The organism is Streptomyces sp. NPDC031049 (assembly GCF_055571015.1).
In genome coordinates this window covers 753,111-776,337 of sequence record NZ_JBVIGC010000001.1, presented here as the reverse complement: position 1 = coordinate 776,337, position 23,227 = coordinate 753,111, and the positions used below count along the sequence as shown (strand labels likewise).

Sequence of the window (23,227 nt, the reverse complement as noted above, 5' to 3'; positions counted from 1 at the left end):
CCATGGCCGCGCCTCTCCCGCCCTCCCGTTCCCGCTTCCCCGGCTCGGGCCTGGCCAAGGGTCTGGCGGTCACCCTGCGCACGATGACGCGGAAGACCGTCACGGAGCAGTACCCGGACGTCCAGCCCGACCTCCCGCCCCGCACCCGTGGTGTGATCGGCCTCTTCGAGGAGAACTGCACGGTCTGCATGCTGTGCGCCCGCGAGTGCCCGGACTGGTGCATCTACATCGACTCCCACAAGGAGACGATCCCGGCGGCGACCCCCGGCGGACGCGAGCGCAGCCGCAACGTCCTGGACCGCTTCGCCATCGACTTCTCCCTGTGCATGTACTGCGGTATCTGCATCGAGGTCTGTCCTTTCGACGCCCTGTTCTGGTCGCCGGAATTCGAGTACTCCGAGACCGATATCCGCGACCTCACCCACGAGCGCGACAAGCTCCGCGAATGGATGTGGACGGTGCCGGCCCCGCCCGCCCTGGACGCCGGGGCGGAGGAGCCGAAGGAACTCGCCGCCGCCCGCAAGAACGCCGAGAAGCTGGCCGCCCAGCAGCAGCCGGCTCCCACCGTGCCCCACGCCACGGAGCAGGCCCGCGCCGCCGAACAGCCCACGCGCCCCATGGGCGACTCCGCACAGCAGACCGACCAGCCGAGGCCGGAGGACCCGTCATGAGCCTCTCGTCGCCCGCGGCGGCCGATGCGGTGACCGCCGCCGCGGAAACCCACGGCTTCCTCTCCCCGACCGGCGTCGAGATCGCGTTCCTCCTCGTCGGCCTGGTCACCTTCGGCGCGGCCGTCGTCACCGTCACCACCCGGCAGCTCGTCCACGCCGCCCTCTGGCTGGTGGTCACGCTCGGCGGCCTCGCCGTCGAGTACCTCCTGCTCACCGCCGAGTTCATCGCCTGGGTGCAGGTCCTGATCTACGTCGGTTCCGTCGTGGTCCTCCTCCTGTTCGGTCTGATGCTCACGCGGGCCCCCATCGGCCGCTCGCCGGACGCCGACTCCGGCAACCGCTGGGCCGCCCTCACCGTGGCCGTCGCCTCCGCGGCGGCGCTGGTGTGGGTGGTCGTCGACGCCTTCCGCACCACCTGGATCGACCTGGACGGCCCGGCCGCCGGCTCCACCGCCGTGACCGGGGCGAGCCTGTTCCAGCACTGGGTCCTCCCGTTCGAGGCCCTCTCCGTCCTCCTCCTCGCCGCTCTGGTCGGCGCGATCGTCCTGTCCCGCAAGGCCAGGACGGACCGCGAGGCCGGCCCGGCCCGTACCACCACGGCGACCGCCACCGGGGCAGGGCCAGGCACCGCCGCCGCAACCGGGACAGCGACCGGGGCCGAACCCGAGACCGGGACCGGACCCGCGACCGGGACCGACGAAGGAGGGGCCCGCTGATGCACCTCGCCTACCCCGCCGTCCTCTCCGCCCTCCTGTTCTGCACCGGCCTGTACGGCGTCCTCGCCCGCCGCAACGCGATCCTGGTCCTGATGTCGGTCGAGCTGATGCTCAACGCCGTCAACCTCAACCTGGTCGCCTTCGACGTCTGGCTCAGCAGGGCCGCCGAGGAGACCCTGCACTCCGGCCAGGCGCTGACCCTGTTCACCATCGCCATCGCCGCCGCCGAGATCGGTATCGGCCTGGCGATCGTCCTCGCCGTCTACCGCAACCGCGGCACCTCGGACATCGACCGGCTCCGCGACACCGCCGAGGGCCCCGACGGCCCCGACGGCCCGGACGCCGACGGCACCGACAGCGACGCCCTCCCGGCCGAAGCGGCCGACCGGGCCGAGAAGGCTGAGGCCACCGCGTGACCACGACCACCCTCGCCGTCCTCGTCCCCCTCCTTCCCTTCCTGGGCGCCGCCGCCGGCCTGCTGCTGGGCCGCACGGCCCCCGGCTTCGTCCGTCCGCTGGCCGTCCTGCCGACGCTCGCCTCCCTCGTGCTCGCCGCGGTGGTCGCCGGCCGCCAGGGCGGTGGCCGGCCCGTCGACGCCGCCACGGAACTGACACCCACCGGTTCCGTACCGATCGAGCTGGTCCTGCACATCGACGGCTTCGCCGCCCTCGTCGCCGTCCTGGTGGCCCTGGTCGCCGCCTGCGTGCAGCTCTACTCCACGGGCTATCTGCGCGACGACCCGCGCTACCCCTCGTACGCCGCCCTGGTCTCGTTGTTCACCTCCGCCATGCTGCTCGTCGTCTACTCCGGCGACCTGATGGTGCTGCTGGTCGGCTGGGAGATCATGGGCATCTGCTCCTACTTCCTGGTCGGCCACTACTGGGAGACCCCTCAGGCCCGCGCGGCCTCCCTCAAGGCCTTCCTGGTGACCAAGCTCGGCGACGTCCCCTTTCTGATCGGCCTGTTCGCACTGGCCACCGACGCCGGGTCCTTCCGCATCACCCGCATCCTCGGCACGGTCGCGAGCGGCGGACTCGACCACCCGACCCCGATCGCCCTGCTGCTCCTGGCCGGCGTGGCGGGCAAGTCGGCGCAGTTCCCGCTGCACACCTGGCTGCCCGACGCGATGGCCGGCCCCACGCCCGTCTCCGCGCTGATCCACGCCGCGACCATGGTCGCCGCCGGTGTCTACTTCATCGCCCGGCTCCTTCCGGTCTTCGGGGCCTCGCAGGCCGCGATGGTCGTCCTGGCCGCCATGGCCGCGGTCACGATGATCGGCTCGGCTCTCGCCGCGCTGGCCCAGGACGACATCAAGCGGGTCCTCGCCTACTCGACGATCGGCCAGCTCGGCTACATGACCGGCGCCCTGGCCGTCGCCGACCGAGGTGCCGCCGTCTTCCACCTCCTGTCCCACGGCGCCTTCAAGGCGCTGCTGTTCCTCGCGGCCGGCGTGATCATCCACGCCGCCGGCACGAACTCGCTGGCCGCCATGTCCCGCATGGGCCGCCTGCGCGACCGCGTCCCCGACGCCTACTGGACGATGACCGTGGCGCTCCTCGCGCTCGCCGCGATCCCGCCGTTCAGCGGCTTCTTCTCCAAGGAGTCCGTCCTCGGCGCCGCCGAGCACGTCGTCGGCGGCCACACCGAGCACGCCCCCGGCGCCGCCGGCTGGACCGTCCTGCTCGCCGGTCTGCTCACCGCCCTCCTCACCGCCGCGTACGCCATGCGTCTGTGGCTGCTGGCCTTCCGCGGCCAGGGCGCCGACGCCCCCGACCACGGCAAGCAGCCCCTGGTCATGAACGCCGTGCTGTGGGTGCTCGCCATCCCGTCCCTCGCCCTCGGCGGGCTCGCCTTCCGCCTGCTCCCCGACTGGTTCGGCGGCCAGAGCCTGACCCCGACGCTGACCACCTCCGTGCTCGGCACGGGCGTGGCCCTGGTCGGCGGCATCGTCACCTACGGGGCCTGGCGGCACACCACCGCGCTCGCCGCCCGCGTCCCCCTGGGCGCGGTCGCCGCCCACCCGGAGGGCGACGCCGGACGGGTCGAGGCCGAGGCCATCGCCGCCCACGAGCCCGCCTACGGAGACGTGGCCCACGCCCCCGACCCGGCCGACCCCGGGCGGCTCCTGCTCGGCCCCCTCCACCGGCACGCGGCCGTCGGTTTCCACTTGGACGCCGTGTACTCGGCGCTCTTCGTCCGCCCGGTCCGGGCCGGAGCGGACCTCGTGCGGTTCCTCGACCGGGAGGTCGTCGACACCTACGTACGCGGTGCAGGCACCCTGCCCCGCTGGCTCGGCACGGCCGTCCGCCGCGCCCAGACCGGCAACGTCCAGACCTATGTGAGCGCGCTGCTCGCCGGCACCGTCGTCCTCGCGGTCGCCGCCGTACTCGTCGCCACGGGAGCGTGAGCAGGCGTGATGGATATCAACGAGTCCGTGATGCAGTTCCTTCTGGTATTGATCGTCGTCGGCCCGCTCCTGGGCGCCGCCGCCGCTCTCCTGCCCGCACCACCGGGGCTGAAGGGGAAGTCGCCCGAGCAAGCCGTGCTGCGGCACGGCGTCACCGTCACCGGCGCCGTCCTCCTCGCCGCGATCGTCCTCGCGGCCGGCTTCGACCACGACCAGCCGTCGAAGATGCAGGCCACGACCGACATCAGCTGGATCCCCGCACTCGATGTGCGCATCCACCTCGGCATCGACGGCATCTCCCTCCCCCTTCTGGTCCTGACCGCGCTGCTGACCTTCCTCTGCGCGCTCTACTCGTACTTCAAGCCGCCCACGGGCCCGTCCCCGAAGGCCTTCGTCGCACTGCTGCTCGTCCTCGAGTCCGGCACCCTCGCGACCTTCGCCGTCCTCGACCTGATCCTGTTCTTCCTCGCCTTCGAGATGGTCCTGATCCCGATGTACTTCCTCATCGCCCGCTGGGGCGGCGAGGGCCGGGGCGCGGCGGCGTGGAAGTTCATCCTGTACACGCTGCTCGGCTCCGTGGTCATGCTGCTCGGCCTGTTGCTGATCGGAATCAGCGCGGGCACATTCGACATGGTGGCACTCGCCACTGACAACGGCCGGTCGCTGACCACATCCGTGCAGGTCATCGCCGTTCTGTCGGTCGGGATCGGCCTCGCCGTCAAGACCCCGATGTGGCCGCTGCACAGCTGGCTGCCCGACGCCCACACCGCCGCGCCGACCGTCGGCTCGGTCCTGCTGGCCGGCGTCCTGCTCAAGATGGGTACGTACGGGTTCGTCCGCATTCTCCTTCCGGCCGCCCCGGACGGCTTCCGGACCTTCGCGCCCTACCTCGCCGCCTTCGCCGTCGTCGGCATCGTCTACGGATCCCTGGCCTGCCTGGCCCTCGCCAAGAAGGGGGCGGGAGGCGACCTCAAGCGACTCATCGCCTACTCCTCCGTCGGCCACATGGGCTTCGTGCTCCTCGGCATCGCCACCATGACGCCCACCGGCGTCAACGGCGCCCTCTTCGCCAACATCGCCCACGGCCTCATCACCGGCCTGCTCTTCTTCCTGGTCGGCGCGCTGAAGGACCGCACCGGCAGTACCGACCTGGACACCCTCGCCGAGGAGACCGGCGCCGCCCTCTACGGCCGCGCCCCGCGCCTGGGCGGCCTGCTCGCCTTCGCCGCGGTCGCCTCGCTCGGCCTGCCGGGCCTGGCCGGCTTCTGGGGCGAGATGCTCGCCCTGTTCGCCGCCTTCGACCCCGCGGCCGGCCTCAGCCGCCCCGCCTTCCTCACCTTCATGGCGATCGGCGCGTTCGGCACCCTGCTGACCGCCGCGTACCTGCTGGTCGTGGTCCGCCGCGTCTGCATGGGCGCCACGCCGCAGGACGGCCCGAAGCTCACCGACGTACGCCGGTACGAGTTCGCGGCCTGGACCCCGCTCGTCGTCCTCACCGTCGTAGCCGGCTTGTGGCCGAAGGCCCTTCTCGGCCTGACCGACCCCGCCGTGCAGCAGCTCCTCGCAGGAGGCACCCGATGAGCCCGCTGGCCCAGCCGACGGCCCAGAGCCTCGTCCAGTCCGTCGACTGGCTCGCCATCGCACCGCCCACCATCGCGGCGGTCGCCGGACTCGCCGTCCTCGTCACCGACCTCTTCGTGCACCGCAAGGCCCTGCTCGGCTGGATCTCCGTCGCGGGCCTCGCCGCCGCCCTCCTCATGCTGCTGCCCCTGCTGGACGCCGGCCGCAGCACCTTCTGCCTCAACCGCGACGCCGACGTATGCAGCTACGTGGCCGACCCGTTCACGCTGGTCATCCAGTTCCTGGTGCTCGCCGGCGCACTCGTGACCGCCCTGCTGTCGGTCACCGCCCTCAAGGACGCCGACCGGGGCATGCCCGACGGCGAGTTCTGGTTCCTGCTGCTCTCCTCGGCGGCCGGCGCCGCCCTCCTGCCCGCCTCCCGCGACCTCGCGACCCTCGTCGTCGCCCTGGAGGTCGCCTCCCTGCCCGCCTTCGCCCTCGTCGGCCTGCGACACGGCGACCGGCGCTCCTCCGAAGCCGCCCTGAAGTTCTTCCTGTCCTCGGTCACCGCCACCGCGGTCAGCCTCATGGGCGTCAGCTTCCTGTACGCCTCCACGGGCACCCTCTTCCTCGACCAGATCGCCGAGCGCGTCCAGAACGTCGACGGGCAGCTCACCACCCTCGCCCACGCCGGCGTCGTGCTCACCCTCGTCGGCTTCGCCTTCAAGACGGCCGCCGTGCCCTTCCACTTCTGGGTGCCCGACACCTACGTGGGCGCCCCGCTGCCCATCGCCGCCTATCTGTCGGTGATCGGCAAGGCGGTCGGCTTCACCGGGCTCATCCTGGTCACGGTCGTCGCCCTGCCGTCCTACGCCGACGTGTGGGGCCCGGCGCTGGCGGTGCTCGCCGCGCTCACCATGACCGTCGGCAACCTCGGAGCCCTGCGCCAGCAGGCCACGCGCGCGTACAGCGCCGTACGCCTGCTCGCCTGGTCGTCCGTCGGCCAGGCCGGCTACCTCCTGGTGCCGATCGCCGCCGCCGCGTACTCCGACGACGCCGAACGCTCCATCGGCTCCACCGTCGCCTACGCCCTGATGTACGCCGCCGTGAACCTGGGCGCGTTCGCCGTGGCGGCGCTCGTGGGCCGCACCAGGTCCCGCAACCGGGTCTCCGACTACCGGGGCCTGTACGCCACCAACCCCGTGACGGCCCTGCTGCTGGCGTTCTTCCTGCTCTGCCTCGCCGGACTGCCGCCCGGTATCATCGGCCTGTTCGCCAAGGTCACCGTGTTCGCCGCGGCCGTCGACGCCGGGCTCGGCTGGCTCGCCGTGGTCATGGCCGTCAACGTCGTCATCGCGCTGTACTACTACCTCCGGTGGACCGCGCTGCTGTTCCGCGCCCCCGAGGGTGAGGCCCGTGGGCATCGCGTGCCCGCCCCGCTCACCGCCGCGATCTCCGTCACCGCGGTCCTCGCCGTCGCCCTCTCGGGCGCCCCCCAACTGATCCTCCACTTCACCGCCACCCCCCTCTTCTGACCAACCTGACCCCCTCGCCCCCGCCGCTCTTGGATCCAGCCCCTCCGGCGTTCGAGGAGCGGGGGTCCGGGGGCGGAGCCCCCGGGATGGGACGGGTAGGGGCGGCGGAGGCGAAAAACCCCTGACCGCGCCCCCGTCACCCGGACGGCCCACACCCCCCACCGCCCCTGCCAGGGAACTGGCAGCGTTCCCATGGCGTTGACCAGTACGGGAGGGTCCACTGGACGTGACACCACGGCACCGGTGGCATCGACAGACCGGGAAGCAACCACAGCGAGCGAGACCAGCAAGCAAAGGGTTCCCCTGCTGCACCACTTGGAGGGCGTACCGTGCACCGCCGGCACAACGGGCTCAGGACCGCAGTACTCCTCGGGGGACTGTCCGCACTCATCATCGTCATCGGCAGCTTCTTCGGCCGTACCGGGCTCGTCATCGCCGTCGTCGTCGCCCTCGGCACCAACGCGTACGCGTACTGGAACAGCGACAAGCTCGCACTCCGCGCGATGCGCGCCCGCCCGGTCAGCGAGTTCGAGGCACCGGCGCTGTACCGCATGGTCCGCGAACTCTCCACCCAGGCCCGCCAGCCCATGCCGCGCCTGTACCTCTCCCCGACGGAGGCCCCGAACGCGTTCGCGACGGGCCGCAACCCGCGCAACGCGGCCGTCTGCTGCACGGACGGCATCCTGCGCCTGCTCGACGAGCGCGAGCTGCGCGGCGTCATCGGCCACGAGCTCAGCCACGTCTACAACCGCGACATCCTGATCTCGTCCGTCGCGGGCGCCCTCGCCTCCGTGATCATGTTCCTGGTCAACTTCGCCTGGCTGATCCCGATCGGCCGCTCCAACGACGACGACGGCCCCGGCCTGCTCGGCATGCTGCTGATCATGCTTCTCGGTCCGCTCGCCGCCAGCCTGATCCAGCTGGCCATCAGCCGTTCCCGGGAGTACGAGGCCGACGCCTCGGGGTCCCAGCTCACGGGCGACCCGCTCGCCCTCGCCAGCGCCCTGCGCAAGCTCGACGCCGGCACCAAGCAGCTTCCGCTGCCGCCGGAGCCCCGTATCGAGACCGCCAGCCACATGATGATCGCGAACCCCTTCCGGCCCGGCCAGGGGCTGTCGAAGATGTTCTCCACCCACCCGCCGATGGCCGAACGCATCGCCCGGCTCGAGAAAATGGCAGGTCGCACCCCATGAAGACCATCCTCAACGTCATATGGCTCGTCTTCAGCGGCTTCTGGCTGTTCCTCGCCTACATGGTCGCGGGCGTGCTGCTGTGCATCACGATCATCGGCATCCCGTTCGGCGTCGCGGCCTTCCGGATCGGCGTCTACGCCCTGTGGCCGTTCGGGTACACGACCGTGGAGCGCCGTGACGCAGGCGCCCCCTCCTGCGTCGGCAACGTGCTGTGGCTGCTCCTCGCCGGCTGGTGGCTGGCGCTCGGCCACATCGCCACCGGCATCGCGCTGTGCGTCACGATCATCGGCATCCCGCTGGGCATCGCCAACTTCAAGCTCATCCCGGTCTCACTGCTCCCGCTCGGACGGGACATCGTCCGCACGGACCAGCCGTTCACGGCCGCCTGGTGAGCCCGTCACACCCCCCAGTTCCCTACAACCCCGAAGCGCCCACAGACCCGGTTGTCCACAGACCCCAGGTGGCCCGCCCACGCCCAACGTGCGCCGCAGCTGCGGTCCGGCCGAAGATGACATGGGCCGCACCTTATTGATCAGTGCAACCGCGCGATGGTGCCGAGCCGTCTTCCCCACCAGGACGGCATGAACGAACGCACGCCGGCGAGCACGTACGAGCACAGCGGGAAAGGCAGGGTCACGGCATGACCGTCATCAGTTGGATCATCCTGGGGCTGCTGGCCGGAGCCATCGCCAAGTTCCTGCTGCCGGGCCGCGACCCCGGCGGCCTCATCGGGACGACGCTCATCGGCATCGCCGGTGCCTTCATCGGCGGCTGGATATCGACCCGCTGGCTGGACCACCCCGTCACCAAGGACTTCTACGACGGCACCACATGGGTGGCGGCGATCGGCGGATCGCTCGTCCTCCTGATCGCCTACCGCCTGCTCTTCGGCCACTCGCGCGACTGACCCGCGCCGGACACGCCACCGGCAGTGGAAACGAAGAGGGCGGGCACCCGGTGCCCGCCCTCTCGCAGAAGCAGCCTCGCACGATCTCGGTTCGACGACCCGGGACTCAGCTCACCGGTAGTTCACGAACTGCAGCGCGAAGTCGAAGTCCTTGCCCTTCAGCAGGGCGATCACGGTCTGCAGGTCGTCACGGCTCTTGGAGGTGACCCGCAGCTCGTCACCCTGCACCTGCGCCTTCACGCCCTTGGGGCCCTCGTCGCGGATGATCTTCGCCACCTTCTTGGCGTTCTCCTGGGAGATGCCCTCCTGGATGCTCGCGAAGATCTTGTACTCCTTGCCGGAGAGCTGGGGCTCACCCGCCTCCAGGGCCTTCAGCGAGATGCCACGCTTGATCAGCTTGGACTGGAAGACGTCGAGGATGGCCTTCACCCGGTCCTCGGAGTTGGCCTCCATGAGGATCTTTTCACCGGACCACGAGATCGAGGCGCCGACGCCCTTGAAGTCGTAGCGCTGCGAGATCTCCTTGGCGGCCTGGTTGAGGGCGTTGTCGACCTCCTGCCGCTCGACCTTCGAGACGATGTCGAAACTGGAGTCGGCCATGTCCTGTGGCTCCTTGTATCGGGGTGCGTGTCGGTGTGCGGGGCGGGCCGGAACCGGCGTACCGGCATACGTCGACGGCCGCCGAGCCCCGCAGGGCCCGGACCGCATCCGGACAAGCCTAGCCACACCCACGCCCCCCGGACGCAGATCAACCGGGTGGCGAAGCACCCCTGTGCATCGGGTATTGTTTACGTCGTTGCCACGGAGCACCGCCGAAAAGCGGTTCGACGGGCGACAACCCAGGCGGTGTGCCCGAGCGGCCAAAGGGAGCAGACTGTAAATCTGCCGGCTCAGCCTTCCCAGGTTCGAATCCTGGCGCCGCCACACGACCGAAAGGGTCTGTGATCAGCAGAAATGCTGATCACAGGCCCTTTCGTCGTTGACGGGTCTGCCCTGATCGTTATGGGCGCTTTTTCCCAGTGTGTCTCACCCTGATTCGGGTGCTGACCAGTCCGTGTGGGGCAGGCGTGGGGCAGCTTCCACCCCTCCTAGCTGCCGTTCTTCAACGCCCGCTCGATCCGGGCATTGGCTGTAGCGGCGCCGCCGTCCAGGCACTTCGCGTAGACCCGGAACAACACGGCCACGCTGTGGCCGGCGCGCGCTGCTACTTCCTGCGGTTCCACCCCGGAACTGAGCCATGTGGATACGGCGGCGTGGCGAAGATCATAAGGACGCTTCGCCAGGAGCGACGCGCACTGAGCGGGCGTGAGGGCACGAGAACGGGCCTCCGCCCACACCTCGCCGTATCCGGTGTCCTGGATGAGTCCGCCACGCTGCGTCCGGAACAGCCGCCCGTCCGGTGCGACGCCGTACGCGGTGACGTGCCACCGGAGCAGGCTCACGAGATCGGGCGGGATCGGCACCGTGCGGACTGCTTTCCGGGGCCGGTGCTTGAGCCCTCGGCGGTCGTGCGCCTCACCGCTGTCCGTCCAGGCCGCCCCGGAACGGGGGCGAGTCTCCCGGAGCCGCAGAGTGCCCCACCCCCGGCGGGGCAGGTCACAGTCCTGGAGACGGAGGCCGATGACTTCCGCTGGCCGTGCCGCCGCGTAGTACATGCAGCCGAAGAACGCGACCAGGCGCCGCCCGCGTGGGCTCTGCGTACGCACGGCATCGAGCAGGGCGAGAGCTTGCCGGGGGCCCGGCACTGAGGCGGGGTCCAGTTCCTCCGCTACCTGTTCCGGAGACTTCCACTGCACCTGTGGCAGGGGGTTGTCCGTTAGGCGTCCGGCTTCAACGGCGTAGCCGAGAGCGTTGTGAAAGATGGCTCGCTTCCGGCGGATAGTCGACGCCGCCGCCGTGGTGCCGTCCAGCTTCTTGGTCAGGGCGTCCAAGGCGGCGCGTACCTGCATGCGGTCGGCCAGCGCGGACGTGGGCAGGGACTTCCGCTCGAACCATGCCAGCACGGCGGTCACTTCGTCCGGCGGTTCCTGGTCACGGCGGCTCACGTTGAATGCCCAGCTATAGAGGGCCGTCCGTACAGTCTGAGCATCAGCCATGCCCTTGGTGTCCCTGACGAGAGCGGGCGTAACGGTGGCCATGGCTTCCGCGAGCGTCCGGCGTGTGGAGCCAGGGGAGTGCTGCCACTTCATCTCGATGTACTCGCGGGCGTGCTGGTACCAACTGACGTCGTTGCGCTGTCGCAACTCGGAGAGCGGCGCCCCGGTGGACTCGTCGAACGGCTCGCCAGCGTGAGCCGCCCGCAGCAGCTCGGCGCGGCGGCCGTCTGCCAGTGTCTTAGTGCGGAACGTCTGCGAATGAGGTGTCTCACCCGTTTTCCAGCGCAACTCTGCGGAGGTCTGTCCACGATCCTTCCGCTGGCGGACGGACCAGATCCGAACGTCGTACGTCTTCCCCATCGAGGGCCTTCCTACGAAAGGGGCCCCGTAGTGGGGCCCCTCCGGTGCGGTCATGGATCAGGCTGCGATTTCATGCGTGGCCCACCACGCGTCCAGGTCGCTGCGGCGGCAACGAATCTGGCCGTTGGAGAGCTTGATGAGCTTCGGGGCCTTGCCCCGGGCGCGTAGGCGGTAGAAGGCGGCACGGCTCATCTTGATCTCTGCGAGGACTTCCGGGAGCTTGAGCTTTTCGTCGCGGGCCATCGTTGCTACTCCTCGGTCTGGTGATCTCGGGGTGGTGGTGTGTCCGAGGTGCGGATTTCTGCGTCACTGCGTCAAACGCGTCATGCGGGTCTGTGACCTGCTGGTTTGTGTGACTCGGCGGTGTCGGGTGTCTGTCACGGCCGAGGGCGTGTGTCACTCGGCTGTGACGCGGGTGACGTGCTGTGACGCGGGTTTCGGGCGTCTGTGTCACGCCCGTTCGCGCAGGTCAGGGGCTGTCATTGTGGTGACGGATGACGCGGTGACGCAGGGGCTCTCTCTTAGGACAAAAGAGAGGGGGTGGTTTCTGTTTGTGGTGCGGTTGCGGTGTTGAAGAAGGAGCCGCTTCGCGGCGCGTTCTTGGGGCGGCTGTCGCCGAACAGCAAGAGGAGCACCAGGGCGCCGGGTGCTCCTCTTGCTTGTCGTGCAGGCGAGCGCGCGCTGTCAGTGCAGGGACCCCTGTTGGTGCAGGGGCTCGGGCACGGGTCGGGTCATGGCGATGTAGCGGGCGGCGCTGGTGCGTCCCCAGTCGATGACCACGCCACGGGCGGCGAACGTGGGCTGAAGCCGCTTGAGCCGGTCGGAGAGGACTTTGCCGGTGGTGGGCCACCCCTTGGGCAGGGGGCGGCAGTCCTCGCCGCTGTGGAGGCGGCTGAGGCAGTCCAGCCACTCCGAGGAGGTCATGCGCTGCTCTGCGCCCGGTTCGAGTCCGGCGGCGTGGTGCAGGACGGTCTGTGCCAACAGGTCGCCTTCGATCACGTCGTCGTTGAGGTCGTCGAGGCTGGCCCGGTAGGCGGGCAGGGAGGCGAGGCCGGTGGCCGTGTCGAACTGCGCGCACAGGTGGGCGAAGTCGGCCATGCGCAGGTCGGTGGGTGTGGGGGCGGTGGCGGCGCGGACCTTGACGGTGAGGTCGAGGAGCGAGCCCAGGATGACGGGCAGGGCGGCGGTGAAGTCGGCCCACAGTTCCGCTTCGGTGCGCCGCACCTTCGGCCGTTCCAGCCTAAGCGGCAGAAGGCGTTCGGCGAGGTCGGGCCGGATCACGCCCACGTCGATGCCGGTCAGCAGGAGGGGGCGACGGTAGCGGGAGCGGTACACGTCGCCGTCGCTGAACAGGGCGCGCTTGATGGACTCGGCTCCGGTGACGATGCAGCACATGAGGTCGGACAGGTCGGGGGCCAGGTGGGAGAGGTTGTCCAGGGCGGTGATCCAGCCTGCCGCAACGGCGGTGATCAGGCTCTCTTCGTCCTTGGGCGCGCGGCGCAGGTCGCCGCTCATGCCCTCGATGATGCGCACCAGCATGCGGCCCGCGGTGGACTTGCCGGCGCCCTGGGGGCCGGTGAGGAACGGCGCGGGGACGGGGACGCCCGGTTCCAGGCAGCCGACGAGCCAGGCCAGCGCCAAGCATTCGGTGTCGGGGGTGGCGAAGTTGGTCAGCCTCAGCAGGGCGTCGATGCCCTGCCCGGCGGTGTCCTTGGCGGGCAGGGGCAGTTCGCCGGTGAGCTGGGTGCGCCTCCAGCAGACCTCTGCGGGGTCGGGGGTGGCGATGGTCCAGCCGGTGGGGTGGATGCGCACGGACTGGCCGTCGTCGCGGCCGAGGTCGAGCCAGGTGGCTCCGTCGGAGCCGGGTGCCACGCGGATGTGGGTGGCCTGCACGTCCTGGGAGAGGGCGAGTGCTTCGATCAAGTCCAGTGCCTCCTTCAAGGCGGTGCCGTTGAATACGCCGACCCCATCGCGGAAGAGGCCGACCATGAGTTCCTGCCGGTGGCTTCCGGTGGTGCCCTGGGAGCGGATGGGGCGGGCTACGGGGTGGCCGTTGCGCTGGGCGTAGACGGTGCCGTCGACGGTGCGGAAGTAGCGGAAATGGGCCTGCGCGTATTCGGTGATGACCTCGCGGCCCGGGGTCTTTTCGTCCTCGGACATGTCACAGTCCCAACGTGGTGCGGGCGTTGGTCCACGCGTCCGTGCAGTGCCGGGCCGTCTCGCCCTTGGCCTGCGCGGCGGTGAACAGCCGGGCGACGTGGGTGTCGGTGAGGCAGCCGCACCGGCCGTGCCGGGACAGCACCGCGAGGAACGTCCGGTACACGGTCGCGTGCACCGCACTGGACGCCTCCGTGATGCGCTGCTCCGCCATGGCGACGCCCCGTTCCAGGAAGACGGGCGTGCGGTGCGGACACTCCTCCTGACCGCCCCTCAACGGCCCTGGGAGCGTCTGTGGCGCCCTGCGGGCGGGGGACGGCTCCTTTACTGCCAGGGCGCGCAGAGCGTCCGGCAGAGCGGCGATAGCCCCCGCGCCGGGTCCGAGCCAACGCGCGTACGCCATGGTCGACTTGATGTCGACACCGGGATGCACGGCGTTGCGGGAGGTCACGGCGCCCTGGTAGATCCAGTGTTCGCCGCGCGTCGTGGGCACGGTCCGAGTGGCGGGCAGGGTGGTGCGGGCCCAGGTGATGGCGTCGGCGTCGTCGAGGTCGACGACGGTCAGTCCGGCGCCGCCGGGGTGGTAGGCGACGCACACCGCCTGCCGCCATGCCGCCGCCCACGGCGACGAGACGATGACGGCCGGTTCGATGGTGGCGGCGGCCCACCCGTGGCAGGGGGCCGGGCACCGGCACGGGCCGGGCGCCTTCATGTTCGGTCGGCCGCCGCACGCGTTGTCCGCGCACGCCGTGCAGTTGCCGAACGGCACCTTGCCCCGGCGCAGGGGCAGCACGGGCACGCCGGACGCGGCGAGGCTCAGTGCGGTGTGCTGGGGGTGCAGCGTCTCGCTCATGCCGCCACCCCCAGCGTGGCCGTGGCGAGGAATGCGGCGCCGATGTGCTCGGTGTAGGCCGGGGGGATGGCCTCGGTGAGTTCCTCGCGCACGTCGGTCCAGTCGATGCTCATCGCCGCTTGCAGCTCCGGGATGCTGGGCTTGCCCCCGCCGTTGCCATAGGCGGCCACATACGGGCCGTCGTAGTACTGGCCGTGCCGGTAGCCGCGCACGCGGCCCCGATGCGGGACGTGCTCGGGCTGGGGGACGGTCCAGCCGCCGGCCTCGAAGTTGCGGTGCCGGATCACTCCGAGACCGAACATCTCCCCGCACAGGGTGAGGTCTTTGCGGATCTTCGCGCGGCCGTTGGGCTGCTCGATCACGTACGGCAGTCCGGACGCGTTGAGCAGTTCCCGGGTGGGGGCCACGAGGTCGACGTGCGTGCGTCCCCAACCCTGAGACCGGTTGGTGCCCACGGTGAGCGCGCAGCCGTGCTGGCAGGGCGGGGAGGCGTGCACGAACGCGTACCGCTCGATCTCGCCCGTGGCGATGAGGTGGGCGAGGTAGGTGAGCGCGTCGCCGTGGTGGCGGGGGAAGGGGTAGTTGGGTCGGTCGGCGATGTCGCAGCCGTCGACCTGGAATCCGGCGCGGGCGTAGCCCATGGCGGCGCCGCCGGCGCAGCAGAACAGATCCAGCAGGCGCGGCCGGTGGTCGCGCACTCGCCGGATGGTGGCGGGTTGCGTCATGCTGGGAGACCTCCACAGGTCAGGTGATGGCAGGTGGACAAGGGCGGCCCCGGACTCATTGGCGTGAAGCGGGGGCCGCCCTTGGCGTAGCTAGCTGCGGAAGTGGTTGCGCTTGATCACGGCCTTGCGGATGTTCACCGTGGTCCCGCCGCCCCGGTGGCCGCGTGCGCTGAAGATCTGTACGGCGATCCATCCGCCGAAGATCACGGCGGCGAGGGTGATCAGTTGGGTGATGAGCGCGGTGAGTGCGGCGATGAACGAGGTGAGCAGGACCAGTCCGCCGCACACCGCGAGGAACCCGGCGCCCCCGAGGGCGACGTTCACGGCCGTGCGGGACACGGCCGCTTTGGCGGCGACCGGCTCGGGCTGGGCGGGGTTGATGGCGTAGCCGGTGACGACGCGGCCGTCCGGCAGGACGATGCTCGCCACCGCCGGGACCGCGCCCGGCTGCACCGGCACGACCGGCGCCGCGACGGGCACGGCGGGCGGGTACGGGGTGGGCTGGTGGACCTCTACGGCCCGCTGTGCGGGCACGTGCGGGGTGTGTTCGGGGTACATGCGGAATCCCTTCCGGCCGAGGGCCAGGGAGGCAGAGACACCCCCTTCGGGATGCCCTGCGGAGGGGTGTTCGGGGGGTGTGACCTGCGTGCCTCCCTGACTCCCTGAACGATCATTCGCGCAGGTCAGGGCCAGGGAGGCGGGTCAGGGAGGCGGTCAGGGAGTTCTCCCTGCCTCCCTGACCCGCCGGTCGTTCGCTCCCTGCCGTCATTCGGCGGAAGCGGAACCGTCGCCGTCGCGGTTGGCGAGCGCGCGGGCGACGCGGTCGCGGGAGACGACCATGACGCCGTCGGACTTGTACGGCCCAGCGTCGGCGTCGTCGAGGACGCGCTTGAGGTCGAGGAACGACCAGCCGCCGTAGGCGTCCGCGTTCCGCGCGGCGAGCCGCGCCAGCACGTCCTTGGTCCGCACCCGCGAGGCGTCGCCGATCACGGCGGCGATGTCGGCGAGCGGGTCGTGCTCCGCACCCCGGTCGATGGCGTGCAGGGTGGTCACGCCGTCGCGCAGGGCCTTGGCCCGGTCGGTGATGGCCTCGGCCGCGTCGTCGTCGATGTAGTGCGTGCGCACCGTGATCGACGACTGTCCCGCCGGGATGCTGATCCCGTCGGAGGCGACGACCAGGGTTCCCCGGTCCAGCCCCGGACGCAGCAGGTTCGGCGCCGCGCCCCCGTCGACGGCCTTGTCCCCCAGCGCCATGCGGGCCTGCGACTCCGTGCCCAGGGCGAGGGAGGCGCGGGTGTGGGCACCCTCGCGGACCAGCTTGGGCAGGTTCTCGTTGGTCGGGTCCTGCGTGCCCTGCCACATCAGCACGTTGACCGCACGGCCCTGGTTGTGGATCTTCCGCACGGCCATGAAGTACCGGGAGTTGGCCTTCGAGCCGCCGTAGGGCCGCTTGTCGGCGTCCTTGGCGGGGCACATGAACGCGACCTGCGCTTCGTCGACCAGCACGATCAGCGGAGGGAACACCGTGCCGGGCGGCGCCTGGAGTCGCCGGTTCATCTCGGTCACGGCGCCCTCGACCATCTCGGTCACCTGGATGACGTGCTCATCCGTCGGCCCCTGGATCAGCGTGGTGGCCAGGCCGTCGAACATGGCCCAGTCACCCGCGCCCTTGAGGTCGCCCATGAGGAACTGCACGGACCTGTCCAGTGACAGCCACAGGGCGAGGGAGCGCAGGGCCACGGTCTTGCCCTGGTTCGACAGACCCGTGATCAACAGGTGGCGCTGGTAGAGGGACAGGGCGGCGGCATCCCCGCGCAGGTCCTGTCCCCAGGGTGCCTTGCCCTTGGTGTAGTCGGCGGTCATCGTGTCGTCGGTGACCAGCGGCGACGGACCGATCGGCTCATCCAGCGCACCGGAGTCGGCAACCCACAGCCGCACCGTACGGGCCGCCTGCGGGATGGTGATGAACACCTCGTGCTCGTGCCGCGTCAGGTTCTCCGCCAGCTTGCGCCGCTTGGCCTGCACCTCGTTGGTCGACACGCCGGAGGGAAGGGTCACGTCGACCTCGACACCGCATCCGGCGATGGTGATCGGTCCGAGCATGGAGGCGCCGGCGTCGCCCATCTCCTTGATGGCCCGGGCCAGGGCGGGTACGCCGAGGTCGCGCAGGGCCTTGACCACGATGGACGGCGTGATCGGCTCGCCCTCGGCGTTGCGGACGTTGGCGGGCAGTGCCCAGGCGGGGGCGGCGTGCTGCTTGCGGCCGACCGACCACAGGGCGAGCAGGGCGAGGAACGGGCCGATCGACAGGGCCGGACCCCACACCACCTGGACGATCCGGATCAGCAGGGCGATGAAGTCGACCGTGGCCGACAGCGGAGTGATCACGTCCTCGACACGGCCCGTGTTGATGGCCATCACGACTCCGAGGGCGACCAGGACACCGATGCTCATCCCGGCGCCGACGGCGACGCCCTTGGCGGCCTCGACCGGGGAGTGCAGGAGGTCCATACGGCGGTGGTGGCGGGCGGCGCGGAAGCGCTGCAACCGCTCTTCCCACTCCTCGGCCGCTTCCAGGTTCCCCGCGGCTTCCGCCGCCCGGATCATCCGCTCGTACCGCGAGCCGGTACGGCCGTCCCACACCCGACGGGCCACGATCCGGCCGCCGTTGAAGGTGTAGAGGCCGTGCCGGGCCGCCGCCCGCACGGTGGCCCGGGTGGTCTCGTGCGTGGCGGCCGACTTCACGGCGCGGCCGGAGCGGACCCACAGCGGTACCGGGCGGGCCGGGGGCGCGTCGGGCACGACCGTGAGCACCGTCGGGGCGGTGTCGGCGGTCGGGGGGTCGGTGGGCTTGTGGAGGTGAACGACGTTCTCAGACATGCTGGAACTGCTCCTGACTGCCCCTTTGGGGCGGGAGTGAGGGAGTGAGCCGGGGTGGCCGGGTCCGTGGAAAGAGCGGCCACCCCGGCACTGAAACGGCTGGTCAGAACCAGCCCGACGACCGCTTGGCCGCCTTCGTCTTCGCGGCCTCGGTGAGGAGGCGCTGCCGCTCGCCGTGCAGGGCGGTCAGCTCCGCGTTCAGCCGGATCTCCGCGCTGTTGCCGGTGGCGTCCATGCGCTGTTCCTCGCGGCCCGCGCTGCGGCCCCGGGCGACCTTGTAGCCGCCGACGGCCAGCGAGCGGGCCATGGCCCGGCGCTCACTGCCGTTCAGCGGCCACCACTCGCCCCGGCGGACCGCTTCGAGCTTCTTCTGTGTCGCCTGGATCTCGCGGTCCAGGCGGCGGATGTCGGCGTTGCGCATGGTCAGACGCTCCCTTCGGGGCCGTGCTGGTCGGGGTGGGCGCACAGGATGCACATGCCGAGTGAGGTGGGCAGGCAGTAGCCGTACGTGATGCCGCACACCTGGCACGTGCGCCGGGCGAGCATGGCCAGCGCGAGGGCGCCCCACTTGCGCGAGGTCATCGGCCGCACAGGCTTGGCGCAGTCGACGCGGTAGAGGTAGGCCACCTTGTCCGTGCCCGCCCGGCGGTTGGTCCGCATGACCTGCGCCACGACTTCCTGACCGCCGGGCCGCAACCCCTTCGCCCGGAGTTGCCAGCGGGTGGCCAGGCCGTCGGGGGCCAGGCGCCAGGGGTAGGTCGGGATGCCGTAGCGGGCGCCGTTCGGGTCGAAGCACTTGCCGTAGGCGCTCACGACGCCACCGCCTCAGCAGACGCAGCGGTGGCGGCGCGTTCGGCGAGGATGGCGTCCCGCAGGGAGCGGGCGTTTGCCGGTGAGGTGCGGATGGCGCGGCGGATGCCCTCGCCGGTCACCTTCGCGTCCGGCCAATCGGCCGTCGCCTTCCGTGCTTCGGCGAGCAACTGTTCCGGCGTGCGCTTCGGGCGGGTCGACTTCGCCACCGCCGGGACACGGCCCGTGGCACGGCGCGGTCGGGTCGACTCCGCCGCCACCGCGCGCCGCTCGATCGGTGTGGCCGGGGCCGGGGCGATCGAGGGGAGCGGCTTGGCGGGCAGGGTCGACTTCAGGAAGCCGACGGCCACCGGACGGGGCAGCACGGTCACGTTCGGGGTGATCGGCGCGGGGGTCGATACCGGCAGGTCAGCCATAGACCGTTTCGTATCGGTGCCGGTGGATTCCTCCGCATTCGTGCTCGCGGCTGGAATCGGGGCGGGGCGGTGGTGGAGCACCTTGGCCACGAGGTCGGAGCCGAAGTAGATCGACCCGACCGGCAACGAGGTGGCGAGCAGGACCAGGGCCCAGTTCGCCGGATCCCAGTCCGCGAGTCGACCCCAGTCGACGGTGCGGCCGTGCAGCTCGGGCACGAGACCGTGCACGTAGTTGAGGACCAGCGACGCGACCGTGTACGCCCCCAGCACGCGCAGGGCGAACGTGCGGTCGCGGTCGGCCAGTACCAGGGTGGCGATGAGGGCGAGCGCCATGAGGCCGTCGACCACGAACGGGTACAGCATCGCGGCCGTGTCGTCGGCGCCGACGGCGCCGGCGATGTCCCGCAGCGCGTTCCAGGACACCCGGAAGGCCATGCCGACCACGGCGACGAGGGCGAGCACGAGGGCGGCGCGGCCCTTGCGGTGAAGGTTCATGCCGCACCCCCGGCGGTGAGCAGGGCGGCGAGGATGAGCAGGGCGCCGCCGGTCAGGGTGAGGTCGACCGCGCGGCGCAGGCACGTGAACTTGGCGACCGCGAGCCGGGACAGTCCGGCGATGTCGGCGGCCAGGTCCCGGGCGACGGAGGCGCCGATCTCGTCGGCGGTGAGCGTGGCCCACAGGGGGAAGCCGTGCCGCCCGCGCAGGTTCGGGCGCACCGACCGCAGCAGCAGACCGGCCGCACCGACCAGCAGCGCCAGACCGGCCCCGCCCACGACGGCCGCGGGCACGGTCAGCGGCAGGTCACGGGCGACCGTCCACGCGCCGGCGAGCACCGCGCCGACGAACGCCAGCAGCAGCGCCGTCTTCGTGTCCGTCCGCGTGATCTCCGCCTTCACCTCAGCGTGCGCGGCGGCCAGGTTCCGGTCGGTGGCGCTCATGCGGCACCGCCGGGCAGGCTCGCACCGACCGTGCGGTTGACCAGCGCGACGCGGGCGGCGAGCGCGCGCCGGCGGGCCCGGCGGATGCGACGCTCGTCGACCTCGGTCGGCGTGCGGTCCAGGGTGACGATGTGCGCGTCAAGCAGGTCGACGTCCGCGAGGATCACGGGCATCTCCTGCTCGATCGCGTCCAGCTCCGCGTCCGTCGGCTCCATGAAGTCGGCGAACGCGGTAACAGCGTCCTGAACAGTGACGATGTGGTCCATGGGTCGTGGTTCCTTCCAGCGAGGAACGGCCCGAACGCGGCTCCCGGGTGGCACCCCGGGAGCCGCTCGCCGTTGGAGTCGGTTCCGGCTCCCCTCAGCGCTGCTCGTACGAGACGAGCAGCGGAGGCAACCGGCCGCCGCGACCAGCGCGGCGGAAGGGATGAGGTTCGAAGCGGCAGATGCCGCGAAGGTTCTGCGGATTTCTGATCACGCAATGCCAGTCACCGCCCCGATGAGGCGGATCAGGGCAGGTCACCCGGCCCGACATGGGCGGTCGGGATGGTGACCCGCACCCATCGACCGCACGTGTTCATGCGGCTGGGTCGGCACTCTGTTGAGTTCTCCACAGCGGGTACTCCGGGCCGTGCGTCCGGGCGCTGTCTCGCACACCGTGACTCCGAGACCGACTCGTCATCTGGTGCGCACCAACAGACTGCATCTGGTGCGCACCAGTGTCAAGGTGGTTCGCTGGTTCGGGTGGCGGTCGAACCGCCGCGGTGCATCTCCAGAAGACATCTGGAGGCAGGGCCGCCGGTAGCCAACAGGGCTTAACTTTCGGCCTGTTAACCCCTGTTGACCTGCGGCAACGTGCGTCAGGCTGACAAGGTGTTGTGAGGCAAGCCAACGCCGGGAGGTGGTCCCGTGAGTGCGGGACTTCGGAGCGCGCGGACAGCGCGCGGATGGTCGCAGGAACGACTGGTTCGCGAGATCGAGCAGTTCGCCCGACGGAACCTCACGGACGTTGCGTCAACCGCGAGTCTGCGGGTGTACGTGTCCGAGTGGGAGAACGGCAAGCGCACCATTTCGGACCGGTACGCACGCATCCTGCGGCAGCTCCTCGGCGTCACGGACGGGGAGCTACGGGACTCCGACCCGGCCCCCGTGGCGCCGACCGCCGACGGCTACGACGACCTCTTGAGCCGGATTGATTCGGCCAGCAGTGTCAGCGAGTCAATGGTGAAGATGTTCAACGACCAGACCGAACTACTGCGGACCATGGACCGCCAGAGAGGCGCCGCAGCCTTGGTCGATCAGATGTCCGGCCATCTGTCCGCCCTGGAAGACGCGCTCAACTTTGCCGTGCTGCCTTCCGCCCGTCGGCCCGTGGCGCTCGCACTCGCCGGCGCCTCAACTCTGGCAGCGTGGCAGGCAATCGACTCGGGGGCCGTCGAGCGGGCGTGGCGCCACTACGAACTTGCCAAGCGCGCGGCGCGCGACGCTGAAGAGCCCATGTACCTCGCTCATGCCATGGGCGAACAGGCGTACGTGCTCTGCGAAGCGGGACGGCCGGCGCTTGCCGTCGACCTCGTGCGGGATGCTCAGCGCACCGTCGGGCAAGCCGGTTCCGCCCGACTCCGGGCATGGCTGTATGCGGCGGAAGCCGAGATGTGCGCGCACGCCGACATGCCGGACGACTGCCGACGCGCGCTAGAGGCGGCCATGGCGGTCATTCCGCCTGGGCCCGAGGATCGGGACCCGGACATGTTGAGCATCTTCCTGAACGGCGCGCATCTCGCCCGGTGGCAAGGCAACGTGCTCGCCCTGCTCGGGGAGGATTCGGCGGTTACCAGCCTCTACAGCGCGCTTGAGGTGATGGACCCGACGTTCGTTCGTGCACGCGCCGGCCTCCACGCCGACCTTGCCCAAGCGCACCTCACGCGAGCCGAGTACGACGACGCCAGTACGCACCTGCGTCGGGCCCGACTGTTGGCGAGCCGGACCGGTTCAGTCCGGCAGCGCCGTCGCGTCGACATGCTTACTGCGCGGTTGTGAGTCCTGGCGTTCGTCGAGCCGCCAGGACGTGCAGGAGAGCGACCAGAGTGCCCGACCCCAGTAGCTCACCGCGGGCCAAGAGCCCGGGGATGTCCGTAAGCGGTACCCACTCGATGTGGCCAGCCTCTTCCAGGTCAGTCGGCTCGCCGACCTTCTCAGCACCGCGCGCTACGAAGATCTCGTGTGGCGAGTCGACCATGCCCACCATGGGCTGATAGCTCACGATGTGTTCCAGCGACTTGGGCCGCCATCCCGTTTCTTCGACGGTCTCACGCAGGGCCGTGTCCGCCGGGTCCTCCCCGTCGTCGACGATGCCGCCGGGGAGTTCCCAGCCGAATTGCTGCGGTACGAAGCGGTACCGCCACATCATCAGAACGCGGTCCTGGTCATCAATGACTGCTGTGACCGCCACGTGGTGAAGCCTCACGACGTGGTGTTCGAACCGCTTCACCCCGGGAGGCTCCACGTCCCAGAGCTGGAGTTTGACCCATCGGTTGTTGTACACGTCGCGCTCGCCGTGAATACGCCAGGGTTCCAGCCCTGCCGGACGCTGGACGCTCACCGCGCCCGGCACCCGGTACGAACTCCGTCCCCGAACCTCCAACTGACCTTCGGAGACGAGACGGGCGAGCACTTGTCGTAGTGCCGTTCGACCGATACCAAGTTCGTCGACCAGCGTGCGCTCCGGCGGGAGCTTGTCACCGGGAGCGTACTCGCCGGACCTGAGCCGCTCCCGAAGTGTCTCGTAAACCTTGGTCGTCTTCGGTCCCATTTGTGGGGCACTCTCCGTTCTGCTGTGGTGCGTACCAGCGTACCCGAGTGCTGCGCGTGCACTTCAGGAATCAGGCAGTTGGTGCGCGCTGGTGAAGCTAGGGTGCTCATGTTGGGGGGAAGAGAAACAGGAGACGATCGGAGCCCAGGCCACGGGTTCGGCAGTCCTGTGCAAAAAAAGGGGGCTCGGAAC

General features: G+C 70.4%; 24 protein-coding genes and 1 tRNA gene. 11 read left to right on the top strand and 14 right to left on the bottom strand.

Going from position 1 to position 23,227, the window contains the following annotated elements:
- Window positions 1-2: 2 nt before the first annotated feature.
- The 9 genes from ACZ45Q_RS03495 to ACZ45Q_RS03455 all read left to right on the top strand — a co-directional run bounded on the left by ACZ45Q_RS03495 (window position 3) and on the right by ACZ45Q_RS03455 (window position 8,989).
- Window positions 3-671 carry a NuoI/complex I 23 kDa subunit family protein gene (locus ACZ45Q_RS03495; protein ID WP_468254229.1) on the top strand — a complete coding sequence of 223 codons (669 nt, stop codon included), beginning with the start codon at window positions 3-5 and terminating at the stop codon, window positions 669-671.
- Window positions 668-1,387 (top strand): NADH-quinone oxidoreductase subunit J family protein, encoded by a 720-nt coding sequence (locus ACZ45Q_RS03490; protein WP_468254227.1) that lies wholly within the window; start codon window positions 668-670, stop codon window positions 1,385-1,387. Before ACZ45Q_RS03495 ends, ACZ45Q_RS03490 begins: the two co-directional genes overlap by 4 nt.
- Window positions 1,387-1,803, top strand: coding sequence for an NADH-quinone oxidoreductase subunit NuoK (gene nuoK / locus ACZ45Q_RS03485; protein ID WP_468254225.1), 417 nt, complete (start codon window positions 1,387-1,389; stop codon window positions 1,801-1,803). Before ACZ45Q_RS03490 ends, nuoK begins: the two co-directional genes overlap by 1 nt.
- On the top strand, window positions 1,800-3,794 hold the full coding sequence (locus ACZ45Q_RS03480; RefSeq protein WP_468254222.1) for an NADH-quinone oxidoreductase subunit 5 family protein: 1,995 nt from the start codon (window positions 1,800-1,802) through the stop codon (window positions 3,792-3,794). The genes nuoK and ACZ45Q_RS03480 overlap by 4 nt, the downstream gene beginning before the upstream one ends.
- 6 nt (window positions 3,795-3,800) lie before the next feature.
- Window positions 3,801-5,375: a complex I subunit 4 family protein gene (locus ACZ45Q_RS03475; RefSeq protein ID WP_468254219.1), complete on the top strand. Its 1,575-nt coding sequence runs from the start codon at window positions 3,801-3,803 to the stop codon at window positions 5,373-5,375.
- Entirely contained in the window at window positions 5,372-6,889 is a 1,518-nt protein-coding gene (locus tag ACZ45Q_RS03470) for an NADH-quinone oxidoreductase subunit N (protein ID WP_468254217.1), read from the top strand. Before ACZ45Q_RS03475 ends, ACZ45Q_RS03470 begins: the two co-directional genes overlap by 4 nt.
- 329 nt (window positions 6,890-7,218) lie before the next feature.
- Window positions 7,219-8,082, top strand: a complete 864-nt coding sequence (gene htpX, locus ACZ45Q_RS03465; RefSeq protein WP_468254214.1) for a zinc metalloprotease HtpX — start codon at window positions 7,219-7,221, stop codon at window positions 8,080-8,082.
- Complete coding sequence (locus tag ACZ45Q_RS03460) at window positions 8,079-8,474, top strand: YccF domain-containing protein (RefSeq protein WP_468254211.1); 396 nt, start codon at window positions 8,079-8,081, stop codon at window positions 8,472-8,474. Before htpX ends, ACZ45Q_RS03460 begins: the two co-directional genes overlap by 4 nt.
- Before the next feature lie 248 nt (window positions 8,475-8,722).
- A complete protein-coding gene (locus ACZ45Q_RS03455; RefSeq protein WP_468254208.1) occupies window positions 8,723-8,989 on the top strand; it encodes a GlsB/YeaQ/YmgE family stress response membrane protein in 267 nt (88 codons plus the stop codon).
- A gap of 111 nt (window positions 8,990-9,100) precedes the next feature.
- Here ACZ45Q_RS03455 and ACZ45Q_RS03450 read toward each other — a convergent pair whose 3' ends face one another.
- The gene (locus tag ACZ45Q_RS03450) at window positions 9,101-9,589 is read right to left on the bottom strand and encodes a YajQ family cyclic di-GMP-binding protein (RefSeq protein WP_468254206.1); all 489 of its coding nucleotides are present in this window, start codon (window positions 9,587-9,589) and stop codon (window positions 9,101-9,103) included.
- A 242-nt stretch (window positions 9,590-9,831) separates the two neighbouring features.
- Here ACZ45Q_RS03450 and ACZ45Q_RS03445 point away from each other — a divergent pair.
- Window positions 9,832-9,913, top strand: a tRNA-Tyr gene (locus ACZ45Q_RS03445).
- A gap of 164 nt (window positions 9,914-10,077) precedes the next feature.
- On the opposite strand, the gene ACZ45Q_RS03440 is transcribed toward ACZ45Q_RS03445, so the two are convergent.
- The 12 genes from ACZ45Q_RS03440 to ACZ45Q_RS03385 all read right to left on the bottom strand — a co-directional run bounded on the left by ACZ45Q_RS03440 (window position 10,078) and on the right by ACZ45Q_RS03385 (window position 20,490).
- Window positions 10,078-11,445 carry a tyrosine-type recombinase/integrase gene (locus tag ACZ45Q_RS03440; RefSeq protein WP_468254203.1) on the bottom strand — a complete coding sequence of 456 codons (1,368 nt, stop codon included), beginning with the start codon at window positions 11,443-11,445 and terminating at the stop codon, window positions 10,078-10,080.
- 57 nt (window positions 11,446-11,502) lie between these two features.
- On the bottom strand, window positions 11,503-11,688 hold the full coding sequence (locus tag ACZ45Q_RS03435; RefSeq protein ID WP_224295993.1) for a helix-turn-helix transcriptional regulator: 186 nt from the start codon (window positions 11,686-11,688) through the stop codon (window positions 11,503-11,505).
- 441 nt (window positions 11,689-12,129) lie between these two features.
- Window positions 12,130-13,605 (bottom strand): ATP-binding protein, encoded by a 1,476-nt coding sequence (locus ACZ45Q_RS03430; protein ID WP_468254200.1) that lies wholly within the window; start codon window positions 13,603-13,605, stop codon window positions 12,130-12,132.
- Window position 13,606: 1 nt separating this feature from the next.
- Window positions 13,607-14,455: a bifunctional DNA primase/polymerase gene (locus tag ACZ45Q_RS03425; protein WP_468254197.1), complete on the bottom strand. Its 849-nt coding sequence runs from the start codon at window positions 14,453-14,455 to the stop codon at window positions 13,607-13,609.
- Window positions 14,452-15,180 carry a DNA methylase gene (locus ACZ45Q_RS03420; protein ID WP_468254194.1) on the bottom strand — a complete coding sequence of 243 codons (729 nt, stop codon included), beginning with the start codon at window positions 15,178-15,180 and terminating at the stop codon, window positions 14,452-14,454. The genes ACZ45Q_RS03425 and ACZ45Q_RS03420 overlap by 4 nt, the downstream gene beginning before the upstream one ends.
- A 90-nt stretch (window positions 15,181-15,270) precedes the next feature.
- Window positions 15,271-15,738 carry a hypothetical protein gene (locus ACZ45Q_RS03415; RefSeq protein ID WP_468254191.1) on the bottom strand — a complete coding sequence of 156 codons (468 nt, stop codon included), beginning with the start codon at window positions 15,736-15,738 and terminating at the stop codon, window positions 15,271-15,273.
- A gap of 207 nt (window positions 15,739-15,945) precedes the next feature.
- Window positions 15,946-18,060, bottom strand: a complete 2,115-nt coding sequence (locus ACZ45Q_RS03410) for a P-loop NTPase family protein (RefSeq protein ID WP_468254188.1) — start codon at window positions 18,058-18,060, stop codon at window positions 15,946-15,948.
- A gap of 103 nt (window positions 18,061-18,163) precedes the next feature.
- Window positions 18,164-18,481 (bottom strand): hypothetical protein, encoded by a 318-nt coding sequence (locus ACZ45Q_RS03405; protein ID WP_468254186.1) that lies wholly within the window; start codon window positions 18,479-18,481, stop codon window positions 18,164-18,166.
- 2 nt (window positions 18,482-18,483) lie between these two features.
- Window positions 18,484-18,873 carry an RRQRL motif-containing zinc-binding protein gene (locus ACZ45Q_RS03400; RefSeq protein WP_468254183.1) on the bottom strand — a complete coding sequence of 130 codons (390 nt, stop codon included), beginning with the start codon at window positions 18,871-18,873 and terminating at the stop codon, window positions 18,484-18,486.
- Window positions 18,870-19,781 carry a DUF2637 domain-containing protein gene (locus tag ACZ45Q_RS03395; protein ID WP_468254180.1) on the bottom strand — a complete coding sequence of 304 codons (912 nt, stop codon included), beginning with the start codon at window positions 19,779-19,781 and terminating at the stop codon, window positions 18,870-18,872. The genes ACZ45Q_RS03400 and ACZ45Q_RS03395 overlap by 4 nt, the downstream gene beginning before the upstream one ends.
- Window positions 19,778-20,224, bottom strand: a complete 447-nt coding sequence (locus ACZ45Q_RS03390) for a Pycsar system effector family protein (protein WP_468254178.1) — start codon at window positions 20,222-20,224, stop codon at window positions 19,778-19,780. Before ACZ45Q_RS03390 ends, ACZ45Q_RS03395 begins: the two co-directional genes overlap by 4 nt.
- Complete coding sequence (locus tag ACZ45Q_RS03385; protein ID WP_399592061.1) at window positions 20,221-20,490, bottom strand: DUF6284 family protein; 270 nt, start codon at window positions 20,488-20,490, stop codon at window positions 20,221-20,223. Before ACZ45Q_RS03385 ends, ACZ45Q_RS03390 begins: the two co-directional genes overlap by 4 nt.
- 765 nt (window positions 20,491-21,255) lie before the next feature.
- Here ACZ45Q_RS03385 and ACZ45Q_RS03380 point away from each other — a divergent pair.
- Window positions 21,256-22,263, top strand: coding sequence for an XRE family transcriptional regulator (locus tag ACZ45Q_RS03380; RefSeq protein ID WP_468254176.1), 1,008 nt, complete (start codon window positions 21,256-21,258; stop codon window positions 22,261-22,263).
- On the opposite strand, the gene ACZ45Q_RS03375 is transcribed toward ACZ45Q_RS03380, so the two are convergent.
- Window positions 22,247-23,035 carry an NUDIX domain-containing protein gene (locus tag ACZ45Q_RS03375; RefSeq protein WP_468254174.1) on the bottom strand — a complete coding sequence of 263 codons (789 nt, stop codon included), beginning with the start codon at window positions 23,033-23,035 and terminating at the stop codon, window positions 22,247-22,249. The genes ACZ45Q_RS03380 and ACZ45Q_RS03375 overlap by 17 nt on opposite strands.
- Window positions 23,036-23,227 lie beyond the last annotated feature (192 nt).

Coding starts and splice junctions, on each gene's coding strand:
- ACZ45Q_RS03470 (WP_468254217.1), top strand. CDS start 5,372: ATGAGCCCGCTGGCCCAGCCGACGGCCCAGAGCCTCGTCCAGTCCGTC.
- ACZ45Q_RS03455 (WP_468254208.1), top strand. CDS start 8,723: ATGACCGTCATCAGTTGGATCATCCTGGGGCTGCTGGCCGGAGCCATC.
- ACZ45Q_RS03375 (WP_468254174.1), bottom strand. CDS start 23,035: ATGGGACCGAAGACGACCAAGGTTTACGAGACACTTCGGGAGCGGCTC.
- ACZ45Q_RS03415 (WP_468254191.1), bottom strand. CDS start 15,738: ATGTACCCCGAACACACCCCGCACGTGCCCGCACAGCGGGCCGTAGAG.
- ACZ45Q_RS03410 (WP_468254188.1), bottom strand. CDS start 18,060: ATGTCTGAGAACGTCGTTCACCTCCACAAGCCCACCGACCCCCCGACC.
- ACZ45Q_RS03490 (WP_468254227.1), top strand. CDS start 668: ATGAGCCTCTCGTCGCCCGCGGCGGCCGATGCGGTGACCGCCGCCGCG.
- ACZ45Q_RS03495 (WP_468254229.1), top strand. CDS start 3: ATGGCCGCGCCTCTCCCGCCCTCCCGTTCCCGCTTCCCCGGCTCGGGC.
- ACZ45Q_RS03395 (WP_468254180.1), bottom strand. CDS start 19,781: ATGAACCTTCACCGCAAGGGCCGCGCCGCCCTCGTGCTCGCCCTCGTC.
- ACZ45Q_RS03420 (WP_468254194.1), bottom strand. CDS start 15,180: ATGACGCAACCCGCCACCATCCGGCGAGTGCGCGACCACCGGCCGCGC.
- ACZ45Q_RS03405 (WP_468254186.1), bottom strand. CDS start 18,481: ATGCGCAACGCCGACATCCGCCGCCTGGACCGCGAGATCCAGGCGACA.
- ACZ45Q_RS03460 (WP_468254211.1), top strand. CDS start 8,079: ATGAAGACCATCCTCAACGTCATATGGCTCGTCTTCAGCGGCTTCTGG.
- ACZ45Q_RS03385 (WP_399592061.1), bottom strand. CDS start 20,490: ATGGACCACATCGTCACTGTTCAGGACGCTGTTACCGCGTTCGCCGAC.
- ACZ45Q_RS03390 (WP_468254178.1), bottom strand. CDS start 20,224: ATGAGCGCCACCGACCGGAACCTGGCCGCCGCGCACGCTGAGGTGAAG.
- ACZ45Q_RS03435 (WP_224295993.1), bottom strand. CDS start 11,688: ATGGCCCGCGACGAAAAGCTCAAGCTCCCGGAAGTCCTCGCAGAGATC.
- ACZ45Q_RS03450 (WP_468254206.1), bottom strand. CDS start 9,589: ATGGCCGACTCCAGTTTCGACATCGTCTCGAAGGTCGAGCGGCAGGAG.
- ACZ45Q_RS03430 (WP_468254200.1), bottom strand. CDS start 13,605: ATGTCCGAGGACGAAAAGACCCCGGGCCGCGAGGTCATCACCGAATAC.
- ACZ45Q_RS03425 (WP_468254197.1), bottom strand. CDS start 14,455: ATGAGCGAGACGCTGCACCCCCAGCACACCGCACTGAGCCTCGCCGCG.
- ACZ45Q_RS03440 (WP_468254203.1), bottom strand. CDS start 11,445: ATGGGGAAGACGTACGACGTTCGGATCTGGTCCGTCCGCCAGCGGAAG.
- nuoK (WP_468254225.1), top strand. CDS start 1,387: ATGCACCTCGCCTACCCCGCCGTCCTCTCCGCCCTCCTGTTCTGCACC.